Origin of the sequence: Natronobacillus azotifigens (assembly GCF_026805325.1) — a bacterium.
In the GTDB taxonomy this organism is placed as follows: Bacteria; Bacillota; Bacilli; order Bacillales; family Amphibacillaceae; genus Natronobacillus; species Natronobacillus azotifigens.
Window position 1 is genome coordinate 1 of sequence record NZ_JAPRAT010000067.1, and the last position, 1,234, is coordinate 1,234.

Consider the following 1,234-nt stretch of genomic DNA (forward strand, 5'->3'; position numbering starts at 1 on the left):
CAGAAATTCGTTATCAAGAAAACAACGGATTTCTTCAGCCCCAACTTTCACACGACAATACTCTCCTACATGTCCTTCAGGCACAGAATAATGATTCTGGTTTATTACTACGGTGCTGTATTTATCTATTCGACACTCAACAAGATCAGCGGCATCAAATGGTTGAATCATAGTGATTCCATTTGTTTCTCTTTCCTTTTCTAATAGCTGAATTTTTGACATTTTGTGTTCATGATGTGGTCGTTTATTCACGTCTAAAAGTGTAGTTATCAGGTGCTCATTGGCTGCGTCTATATTGTTAAATGTAAACTCAGATGAGAAGGCCTTTCGTCTTACGTATTCAACACTACGCTCTACACTCCCTTTCTCATTACCCTTTCTTGCATTACACAAGCGAATCTTAAAATGATAGTACTGGGAGAGATTTTTTATCTGTTCATGAATCACCTTCTCATGACCAATAAACGTTTTTACAACCGTCCTCATATTGTCATAGGTAAAAGATTTTGGAACAAACTTTATATGCTGAATTAACTTTGAATGAGCATCTAACACACATACTTGTGTTTCAGATTCATAGACTCTTGCGAATCGATAGTTACTGTATGGTAAGGTAAAAACTGCTAAGGAATATGCTTTTAATTTCCCATGAATCTTTAACTTCACTTCTCCCCAATCAAATTCAATTTCTGCACCAGGCTCTGGATGCTTCCGAATAAATACTTCCTTATTTTTCTTCGCTATTTCACGCACAAAATTTCTTACTGTTGTATAGCCAATAGTATGGCCCTCTTTAAGTAAAGCTTCATGCATATCAATGATTTTCATCTGTTGTTTCCCCATATAATGATCCTTTTTCCATTCATTTTGAGAAATGAAATATTGAATTTTCTCTTGTATTTCCGTGGTTAAAACGCGTTTTGGACTAACTCTATGCTTATACCTGGGTGGACTCGTAATCGATTCTGGAATCGGTAGATCCCTAACATCTTTTGATCGACTTTCTTTAAACTCTTTTATATATTTTCTAACGGTATTTCTACAGATCGGAAGTTCTTTTTCAATATTTCTTTCGCTCAACCCTTTCATGTATAATTCAATCACTTCTTGCTTAAGCTTCAAATCAATCACTCCATATTCTCCCCCTAACAAATAATCTTGCTAGGGATATTTTCTACTAGAGTGGTTCATTTTTCAATTAACAATGTGGTGCACTTTTAAGTTAACATATACA

1 protein-coding gene is annotated in these 1,234 nt (G+C 35.0%); it reads right to left on the reverse strand.

Features of this window, described 5'->3' with window-relative positions:
* The coding region (gene istA, locus OWO01_RS15875; RefSeq protein ID WP_268781449.1) for an IS21 family transposase at positions 1-1,131 on the reverse strand (1,131 nt) is incomplete at its 3' end.
* Positions 1,132-1,234: the final 103 nt, after the last annotated feature.